Source organism: Candidatus Planktophila sp. (assembly GCF_040402315.1).
Taxonomy (GTDB): Bacteria; Actinomycetota; Actinomycetes; order Nanopelagicales; family Nanopelagicaceae; genus Planktophila.
Window position 1 is genome coordinate 1 of record NZ_JBBAMU010000074.1, and the last position, 1,045, is coordinate 1,045.

2 protein-coding genes are annotated in these 1,045 nt (G+C 44.0%); both read left to right on the forward strand.

Annotated features, from left to right (window positions below):
• Positions 1-317: 317 nt before the first annotated feature.
• A complete protein-coding gene (locus tag AC9UEP_RS06070) occupies positions 318-596 on the forward strand; it encodes a type II toxin-antitoxin system RelE/ParE family toxin (protein WP_509545131.1) in 279 nt (92 codons plus the stop codon).
• 21 nt (positions 597-617) lie between these two features.
• A complete protein-coding gene (locus AC9UEP_RS06075; protein WP_509545134.1) occupies positions 618-959 on the forward strand; it encodes a HigA family addiction module antitoxin in 342 nt (113 codons plus the stop codon).
• Positions 960-1,045 lie beyond the last annotated feature (86 nt).

Below are 1,045 nucleotides of genomic sequence, written 5' to 3' on the forward strand. Positions count from 1 at the left end.
ATCTTGAGTTTATTGACCCATCAACAAATGATGGTGAGTCAGGGATTGTTGCGGTGCACCTAACCACTCCTACAGGATCTGTGGTTCTTGATTAATTATTAAATAACTAAAGTCCTGCACTCGAATGAGTGCGGGGCTTTTTCTTTGTTTGAAATTTGAGTCTGAAGGGAATATGGCTTGGGCCGGCGATCTCAATGGGGATAAGTCGTGGGTTTGTCGGTAGGTGGTGGGAGGTTGATCTCATGCTCAAGAATCAACGCAGAACCTCGCAATTAGTAACGTTTGACGTTAATAACGCAATGCGTTACTATATCTAAGTGATTATCTCTTATAGGGATAAGCAAACTGAGGCACTTGCTAACGGCAGGCAAGTGGCGAAGTTTGTTTCCTTTGAGAGAATCGCACTTCGTAAACTACGACAGCTTGAAATTGCGGGCCGCTTAGAGGATCTAAGAGTTCCACCCGGGAATCATCTTGAGCGGCTCAAAGGTGATCGAGCCGGAGAGATGAGTATTCGGATTAACGATAAATGGCGAATTTGTTTTAGATGGAGTTCAGCAGGACCAGAAGATGTAGAAATTGTGAATTATCACTAGGTGCTATGAGAGGAATCTACAATGGCAACAAAAGTTGCATCGCGTCAGGTTAAGTCACGTGTTAAACGTCTTGATTCAGTGACCCCTGGTGAACTTTTACTTGAAGAGTTTATGATTCCGATGGGCGTAACCGCCTATCGTCTGGCTAAAGAGATAAATGTTCCAGCCCAACGTATCGGGGAGATTGTGAAGGGTAGACGTTCGATAACTGCCGATACAGACTTGCGACTCTGTCGCTTTTTCGATTTGTCTGATGGATACTGGTTGCGAGCCCAAGCTGCCCATGATCTTGAAATAGCTCAATCAAAGATTGCTAAAACATTAAAGTTAATTAAGCCATGGTCTAGTCGTGTTGCTTCTTAATATGTGTGATTATTTCTTAACACGTTGATTAAAGCGAATGTGGCTTGGGCCGGGATCGAACCGGCGACCTAACGATTTTCAGTCGT

Excerpts from the sequence above, each read along its gene's own strand:
- AC9UEP_RS06075 (WP_509545134.1), top strand. The coding sequence starts at position 618 with ATGGCAACAAAAGTTGCATCGCGTCAGGTTAAGTCACGTGTTAAACGT.